This is a genomic window from Pseudomonas sp. NPDC089530 (assembly GCF_050280705.1).
Lineage (GTDB): Bacteria > Pseudomonadota > Gammaproteobacteria > Pseudomonadales > Pseudomonadaceae > Aquipseudomonas.
The window spans coordinates 1-8,358 of record NZ_JBNNVU010000146.1; the positions used below are offsets into that span (position 1 = coordinate 1).

General features: G+C 65.4%; 4 protein-coding genes and 3 pseudogenes. 2 read left to right on the top strand and 5 right to left on the bottom strand.

Going from position 1 to position 8,358, the window contains the following annotated elements; translation table 11 throughout:
* The 4 genes and pseudogenes from ACQKQA_RS28820 to ACQKQA_RS28835 all read right to left on the bottom strand — a co-directional run.
* A pseudogene (locus ACQKQA_RS28820) lies at positions 1-337 on the bottom strand (hypothetical protein); the annotation flags it as partial.
* Between the two features lie 159 nt (positions 338-496).
* The gene (locus tag ACQKQA_RS28825) at positions 497-1,870 is read right to left on the bottom strand and encodes a DUF3999 domain-containing protein (RefSeq protein WP_427564601.1); all 1,374 of its coding nucleotides are present in this window, start codon (positions 1,868-1,870) and stop codon (positions 497-499) included.
* On the bottom strand, positions 1,867-5,514 hold the full coding sequence (locus ACQKQA_RS28830) for a DUF2339 domain-containing protein (protein WP_427564602.1): 3,648 nt from the start codon (positions 5,512-5,514) through the stop codon (positions 1,867-1,869). Before ACQKQA_RS28830 ends, ACQKQA_RS28825 begins: the two co-directional genes overlap by 4 nt.
* Positions 5,515-5,754: 240 nt before the next feature.
* Positions 5,755-5,913: a hypothetical protein gene (locus ACQKQA_RS28835; RefSeq protein ID WP_427564603.1), complete on the bottom strand. Its 159-nt coding sequence runs from the start codon at positions 5,911-5,913 to the stop codon at positions 5,755-5,757.
* 56 nt (positions 5,914-5,969) lie between these two features.
* On the opposite strand from ACQKQA_RS28835, the gene ACQKQA_RS28840 reads away from it, so the two are divergent.
* Complete coding sequence (locus ACQKQA_RS28840; protein WP_173655882.1) at positions 5,970-6,413, top strand: YkgJ family cysteine cluster protein; 444 nt, start codon at positions 5,970-5,972, stop codon at positions 6,411-6,413.
* Between the two features lie 265 nt (positions 6,414-6,678).
* Here the strand turns inward: ACQKQA_RS28840 and typA are convergent.
* Positions 6,679-8,262: pseudogene (gene typA / locus ACQKQA_RS28845) on the bottom strand (translational GTPase TypA); the annotation flags it as partial.
* Here typA and ACQKQA_RS28850 point away from each other — a divergent pair.
* Positions 8,260-8,358 (top strand): annotated as a pseudogene (locus tag ACQKQA_RS28850) (H-NS histone); the annotation flags it as partial. The pseudogenes typA and ACQKQA_RS28850 sit on opposite strands and share 3 nt — an antisense overlap.

Here is an 8,358-nt window from a genome sequence, read left to right on the forward strand (position 1 = left end):
GGTGGGAGGCAACCTCAACATCGTCTCCCGACAGGACGAAGCCGATCAGAAAAACATTGTCCATTTCCTCGGACGCCATGCCGGCCAGGTGGCCGCCCCATTCGTTGGCTTCGAGCAGGATCTCGTTGGACAGCACGTCGAGCTTCTTCTGCACTTCGCCCTGGACGTTCTCAGTGCCCATGCTGCCCAGAACGCCACCCAGGGCGCCCTTGGACACGGCGTGGCTGATCTCCTTGCAGGCACGCGCCACCACTTCGATCAGGAAGCGCAGATCGGCAGGAGTGTTGTTGCTGCGGGTCTGCTCAATCAAATAGCGACTCAGGGTAACGCGGGACATGGAAGGCTCCGGAGGAATGGGGGGCTAAAAACCCGCGCAGTTTAACGCGAGTCGGGGCGCATTTCCTCCTCTCAGACAGGGAACTGGCAGAGAGAGTTCAGGCACCGGTTTCAGCGTAGTCGCATTTGTGACGAGGGGGCCTGCCCCTCGCCACCGCGATCAGGACTTGGCCACCGGCTTGCGTAGCAGGCTGAATGCCATGCCGGCCAGCGCCAGGACACCCAGGAGCAGCACCGCCCACAAGCCGATCTTCTTCCAGTCGGGCCCGCTCGCCGCAGCGGCCGACGGGCTGACGACGAGCCCTCCCGCTTGCGTCGCCTCTTCGACCCTGGCCTGGCCCAGCCCCTTGAGGCGTTGCGGGTCGTAGTCGGGAATCAGGGTGCTCAGGGACAGGTTGGCCGCGGTCGCGGTCGGGTTGCCCAGGGCCAGGGTATAAGGCCCCTCGCCCCGGGCCAGGAACACCAGTTGCGTGCTCCGCACGGCGAACTCCAGGCTCGGTGCCTCGCTCCCCAGGCCGCCACCGCGCGGGTCCACCACCAGCTTCAGTTGCTGCACGGTCTGCCCCGGCAATTGCAGTTCGTTCTGCTGCACGTCCTGGCCGTTCTGAGTCAGGCGATACAGCAGGCCGCGGCTCAAGGCCTGCCACGGCAGGCTGCTTTCCCGACGGCCGTAGAGCGTCGCCGGCGCCAGGCTGTTGGCCTGCCTGAGGGCAACCCGCACCCGCTCGACGTTCAGCCCCATGGGTAACTGCCAGGTGTATTCCCCGGTCCTGGCGCTGCTGCCCGCCAAGGGCTGCGACCACACCAGGGGCGACGGCAGGCTGCTGGTGGTGCTGCTCTGCAACCGCGCGGAAGTCAGCTGCGGCGCCGCTTGCGGCGTGTTCCACAACAGGCGCAGGTAGCGCGCCGACTGCCCGGGCAACGCCACTTCGTGCTGCTCGATCCGTTCGTCGGCAAACGACAGGCGCGCCACCTGGCCTTCGCCCCAGGCTTGCCAATGCTGCAGGTCGTCGCTGGCTTCGATGCTGAAGCGCTGGAAGCCGTCGCGCTCGCTGGTCCAATCCAGCACCAGTTGCTGCAACGGCGCCTTGATCGCGCTGGCATCCAGCAACCAGCCCCGCAGAGCGCCCTCGTCTTCACGCCGGGTGGAAGGCTGCACCTCCACCAGGGTGCCGTTGGTCGTGGCCTGGACCCGCACCCCGGGGGCTCCGTCACCGGTCTGCGCCGAGCCGTACAACGGGAACCACTTCACCTCGCTGAAGCTGCGCTGCTCGGTGGTCTGCGCCTGCTGGCGGACCAGGGCATAGGCCTGGGGCTCGCCGGCGGCGTTGAACACGCGGATGTCCCGCAAATCGGTCTGGCTGGCCCGCAGTTGCACCGCCAACGGCAGTTCCAGGCGATACCAGGGGCCTTCGCCGCTCAGGCTCAGCGGCACAAGGGACTTGAAGTCCCCCGGTTTGTCCTGGGCCATGGCGGAGAGCGCCACACACAGGCCCAAGGCCCCCAACCAGCCCAGGTTCAACTTCCGGTTCAAGACGACACTCCTTCATTCGATGGTTTGCCGGCCCCAGGCTCAACCTCGGCCTCGGCCCGCTTGGGCGGCAACGGGGCGAAATAGCCCACCACCAGCAACAGCACACCCACCCCGATGAACGAGACGATCCGCGCCAGCCCGCCACGGTTGCTCAGTTCCACCAGGAACAGCTTGGCCACCACCACCGCGATCAGTGCGGCGCCGATCAGCCAGACTTCGCGACGATGGCGCAGGTGCCCACCGATCATCAGGCCCAGGGCCATCAGGGTCCAGACGATGGACAGCCCGGCCTGGACCAGCATCGACTCCAGCAACGCATCCGGGTGGAACGGTACGGCGCCCCAGTGATGGGCCGCCCGCATCACCAGCACGGTAAAGAAGGCGAACAGGGAAACCCCCGCCGCCACCTGCGTGCCACGTTGTGCAAGCTCGGCACGGATCGACAGTTCCTGCAGCGCGCTGCGGGACCAGGCATAAACCCCGAACAAGGCGAACAGCAGCCCCAGCTCCAGGGGGTTGAGCAGCGGCAGATAAGGCAGCGGCTCGGCGCTGCCGTCGCTGAAGCCGTTCGCCAGCCAGAACCAGCCGAGCATCAACACCGCCAGGGGCAGCGCGGCGTACAGGCGGTACTCCCGGGCATACGCGGCAACCGGCCACGGCCAGGTACGGGGCGCCGCCATCGACACCAGGTACAGGCTCGGCAGAATCGCCCAGCCCAACCAGCGCCAGGCGTTGTACTGCTCGGACAACAGCAGCAGAGCGTAGCGCAGCTCCAGCGCCAGCACCCCCAGCAGCAGCCAGCAACCCAGCACATGGGCAATGCTCAGGACCCCGGCCGGCAACCACGCCGCCAGGCGTCGCAGGCTGAAGAAATGCACGGCGAACAGCAGCGTCCAGGCCAGCCAGCCGAGATCCGCCGCCGGGTGATAACGCGCGGTCCAGGACGCCAGCAGCACCAGGGCGCCCACCGGAATCAGCAGGCTGCACAGCAGGCCCAGGGACTTCCATTGCAAACGTAGCGCCAGTAACGCGCAGAGCAGCGCGCTGGCCGCGGCGGCCAGCAACAGCAGGCTGGCCTGCCAGTGCGCCGGGGCGAAGCGCAGCACTTCCTTGAGCCAGGTGAAGGCCCACCAGCACGCGCCCCAGGCCAGCAACAGGTCGGACAGCTGCCCCAGGTTCAAGGCCTCGAACACCGCGCCATGGTTGCCCCGCTGCAGGCGCCAGGCGCCCACCAGCGCCGCCAGGGCCAGGGCCATCGGGGTCCAGAAGTCGCCGTTGGCCAGGGGCCGCGCACCGTCTTCGACGCCACTGAGGAACCAGTCCGAACCGGCCAGCAGGAAGGTGCTGCCGCCAATCACCTGCAGCACCAGGCCGAACACGAAACTCGCCCGCTGCTGCAGGTACAGGCTGAGCCAGATGATCAGCAGGCCGCTGACCGCCCAGACCCCGCTCGCCGTGCTCCACGGCAGGACGAACAGCACCGCCAGGTTGATCAGCATCAGCCCCGCCAGCAGCACCACCGACAGGCCTCGCAACAGCCGCGGGTCGTTACGCACCATGTCGTCGCGAGCCGCCACCAGCATGCCGGCGATCAGTGCCAGACCGATCAGCGAGGCGCTCAGCAGACCGCTCCAGCCGGCGCTGAGCACCGCACCGGCCTCGCCGTCCGCGCCGTGCAGGCGCATCAGGAACAGCGCGCCGCCGAGCAGTTGTATGGCGAATGCCGTGAACAGGAAGGTCCGCGATTGCAGGCGCAGGCCGACGAACAGCGTCGCCAGCCCGGCCAGGGCCCAACTGATGGCCGTGCCCTGGGTGAAGAAGAACAACGGCGCCAGCAGATACAGAAAACCCAGCCCGACCACCGCCAGGGTCGGCGCCATGTCCCGCTCCCAGCTCAACGGCAAGGACTTCTCCGCCCGCCGCAACTGGTCGAAGCTGAACAGCAGCGCCACCCCGAGCAACAGCGCGCCCAAGGGCGCACCGTCCAGCAGGCTGCTGTCGCCGGGGTGCAGCTCACGGAGGAAAGCCAGGGCCGAGCCCAGTTGCAGCAGCAAGGCGAACGCCCGCGCCAACGGACGCTGCTGACGCAGGCCGAGCCAGAAGATCCCGGCGCCCTCCACGGCCCAGGCGGCACTGGTCCAGCGCGCATCCAGGCCCAGGGGAATGGCCAGGCTGGCGAAAACCACCCCCAGCGCCAGGCAGGTTTCACCCAGCAGCAGGGCCCGGCCGCCCATCAACGCCCGGGCCAGCCCCATGTAGATCACGCCCAGGGCCAGGGCGCTGAAGGACGCGGCGAATTCCAGATGCCGGACCAGCGCCAGTTGCAGACCGAAGCCCACCAGCGGCGGACCGAACAGCAGGCTGCCGTCGACATAATCACCCTTGCGCGCGGACCAGTGCAGCAGCGCCTGGCGGCTGTCGTCCGCCGGCGTATCGCGCATCTCCAGCAGCTTGCGCCGGGTGAACAGCAGGCCGATGGCCAGGTACATGAGGAAGAACAGGATCAGGAACGGCTCGGTGCTCCACAACAGCTCCGGGGTATAGGAACGCAGCCCCCAGGCAGCACCTATGCCGAAGGTGCCGACGAAACCGATCAGGTTGAGCAGGCGCCAGGCCTTGAACCAGGCAATGGCCAGGATGCCGGCGTTGAGCATGGCGAAGTAGCTGAACAGCGCCACATGGTTACCGGCGCCGGTGGAGGTGAGGATCGGCGCGGCAAACCCGCCCAGGGCCGCGGCGGCGGCCAACCCCAGGGCATCCTGGGTGATGGCCAGGATCGCCGAAAACACCGTCACCGCCACCAGCAGGCCCAGGGCCGCGGAAGGGTCGAGCAACGGGTGCAGGCGCATGGCCGCGAACACCGTCAGGTACAGCACGGCGATGCCGGTGCCTTGCAGCATCAGGGCATAACTGCTGTTACGCCGCCGCAACCACCACCCCAGCCCCAACAGCCCCAGGGAGCTGACCGCGACCCCGGCGTAGCGCAGCTCCAGGGGCACCACCATGCCTTCGGTGGCGTAACGCAGCAGGAAGGCCAGGCCAAGGAACAACAGCAGCACGCCGACCCGCAGCACGGTATTGCCGCCGAACAGCCAGTTGCGCGCGCCGCTGATGGCGCGCTCGATCAGATTCGGCTCCAGGGGCACGGGGGCGGCGGGCTGACGTGGCTCCCGGGGCGGCGGTGATGGTGGCGACTGTGGCTGCCAGACCGAGTCCGGCAATGGCTGGCTGGCCTCGGTCGGCGCTGCCATGGCAGGCAACTCCCAGACCAGCTCCGGGGCCGCTGGCGCCGGCTCGGCAGGCTGCACTTCATCGAGACTGAAGGTCGGCTCGGGCGCCGGCGTGAAGCCGGTGGCGGCCTCGGGGGCCGGCGCGCTGCTGGCGGTGGCCTGGGGTTCTGGCGCGGGCTCGGCAGCCGGGCCGCCGGGCGCCTCCAGTTGCGCCAGGCGCTGGCCCAGCGTGGCCAGGGCCTGCTTCGCCTGTTCCAGCTCACGGTGCTGGTCGGCGACCTGCCTGTGCAAGGCGCCGAAACGAACGACCAGGCCAATGACCAGGCCCAGCAAGGCGCCGATCAGGGCATCGCTGAAAGACTCTTCAACGATCCAGCCCAGCACCAGCCCCAACACCATGAACATCCATTGCATGTGTCGATATCCCTAAGCAGTCCACTGGCGGACAGGTACAACTGCGTTGACGCTTGCGCTGACGGAGCGGCGAAGCGTTCCTTTCGATTGGAAGCCGGGCGCCGGCCAAAAGGCACCGCCCGGACGCTGAAAAGCGCCGCCAGTATAACGACAAGGCCCAACAAACGTTGGGCCTTGCGCACAGTTCCGGCTTTTTCCCTGGGCAGTCAGTCCAGCCCCTTCCAGATCTCCACGGCCTATTCACCAATAGTCCGGTCCGAAGAGAACCAGCCCATGCGCGCCGTATTGAGCACCGCCGAACGCCACATCCAGCAGCCCGAGGTTGCTCAGGCTGTCGTAAAGCAGGTGACCCAAAAAACCAGCGAGGGCAGGCGTAAATTCCGTTAAATGGTTGTTCAAAATTCCACCAGTCCCGGTATGATCGCGCGCCCTGATACACACGCTGGAAGCCCCCCCTGATGAAGTCCAACCTGATCGCCGCCGCGGAAATCGACCGACTCGATACCTGGGCCAAATACTCCGCGCCCATGTGCGGCTCCTGCATGTCCAGCTGCTGCACCCTGCCGGTGGAGGTCAAGATCAAGGACCTGATCCGCATCGGCATCGTCGACGAGTTCGAGCGTGGCGAGCCGGCGAAGAACATCGCCAAGCGCCTGCAGAAGGAAGGCATCGTCGAACGCTACAACCAGAAGTCCGAGATCTTCACCCTGCAGCGCATGAGCAACAACGACTGCCTGTATCTGGATCGCAAGAGCCGCCTGTGCACCATTTATGACAAGCGTCCGGACACCTGCCGCAACCACCCGAAGATCGGCCCGCGCCCAGGCTACTGCGCCTACAAGCCCAAGCCACTGGAACGCCCGACCAACACCAGTAGCCGGACCCTGGAACGCTTCTGACCCCAGGCCTGCGCCCCACGTAGCCCTTGTAGCCGCTGCCGAGCCCCGGCGAGGCTGCGATCGGCTGCAAAGCAGCCGCAATCCAACCACCGCCGTGTTTCAGGCATACCGCGTCGCATGGTTTACGACTGCTGCGTCGGAATGCCGCCCAAGCCGATCGCAGCCTCACAGGCTCGGCAGCAGCTACAAGTGCCACGCACCTTTTTCGCGGACCAAAAAAAACGCCCCCGGCCTTGCGACCGGGGGCGTTTTCGTTCAGCCGGGCTTAGTTAGCCTTGGCTTTCTTGGCAGCGCGGGTACGCTCGCCTTCGTCCAGGATCTTCTTGCGAAGACGGATGGACTTCGGAGTCACTTCACACAGCTCGTCGTCCTGGATGAATTCCAGGGCCTGTTCCAGGGTGAAACGAACCGGCGGAACCAGGGCGATGGTTTCGTCCTTGCCCGAAGCACGCATGTTGTCGAGCTTCTTGCCTTTGGTTGGGTTCACGCCCAGGTCGTTGTCGCGGCTGTTCAGACCGACGATCTGACCGTTGTAGATCTCCTGGCCGTGCTCGACGAACAGCTTGCCGCGTGCCTGCAGGGTTTCCAGGGAGTAGGTCAGGGCCTTGCCGGTTTCAACCGAAACCAGAACACCGTTCAGACGGCCGGACATGTGGCCGGACTTCATGGTGTCGTAGCGATCGAAGATCGAGGTCAGGATGCCTGCGCCGTTGGTCAGGGTCAGGAACTGGTTACGGAAACCGATCAGACCACGGGCTGGAATGTTGTACTCCAGACGTACACGACCCTTGCCATCCGGCGCCATGTTGGTCAGGTCGCCCTTACGCAGACCCATTTCTTCCATGACCTTGCCCTGGGAGTCTTCAGGGATGTCGATGGTCACGTTTTCGAACGGCTCCTGCTTGGTGCCGTTCACTTCGCGGATGATCACTTCAGGACGGCCTACAGCCATCTCGAAGCCTTCGCGACGCATGGTTTCGATCAGAACCGACAGGTGCAGCTCACCACGGCCGGATACCTTGAACTTGTCGGCCGAGTCGCCTTCTTCAACGCGCAGTGCAACGTTGTACAGCAGCTCTTTGTCCAGACGTTCCTTGATGTTACGGGAAGTCACGAACTTGCCTTCTTTACCGCAGAACGGCGAGTCGTTGACCTGGAAGGTCATGGAAACGGTCGGCTCGTCGACGGTCAGTGGCTTCATCGCTTCAACGGTGTTCATGTCGCACAGGGTGTCGGAGATGAACAGCTCGTCGAAACCGCTGATGCAAACGATGTCGCCGGCTGCAGCTTCTTCGACGTCCACACGGTGCAGACCGTGGTGACCCATCAGCTTCAGGATACGGCCGTTGCGGCGCTTGCCTTCGGTGTCGATGGCGACGACCGGAGTGTTCGGCTTGACGCGACCGCGAGCGATACGGCCAACGCCGATCACACCCAGGAAGCTGTTGTAGTCCAGAGCGGAGATCTGCATCTGGAACGGACCGTCACGATCAACGCTTGGCGCTGGTACGTTGTCGACGATCGACTGGTACAGCGGGGTCATGTCTTCGGCCATTTCGGTGTGGTCCAGACCGGCGATGCCGTTCAGGGCCGAGGCGTAGACGACTTTGAAGTCCAGCTGTTCGTCGGTGGCGCCCAGGTTGTCGAACAGGTCGAAGATCTGGTCCAGAACCCAGTCAGGACGCGCGCCCGGACGGTCGACCTTGTTGATCACGACGATCGGCTTCAGACCGGCTTCGAAGGCCTTCTTGGTCACGAAACGGGTTTGCGGCATAGGGCCGTCTTGCGCGTCGACCAGCAGCAGAACGGAGTCCACCATCGACATTACGCGCTCTACTTCGCCGCCGAAGCGGACTCGAAAGTTAAGGCGCCACGTGTTGCCGCCAAAACTACCGGCACCAAGCGCGCGCGCAAGGTCAAACAATACAAGAACCCACACAACGGT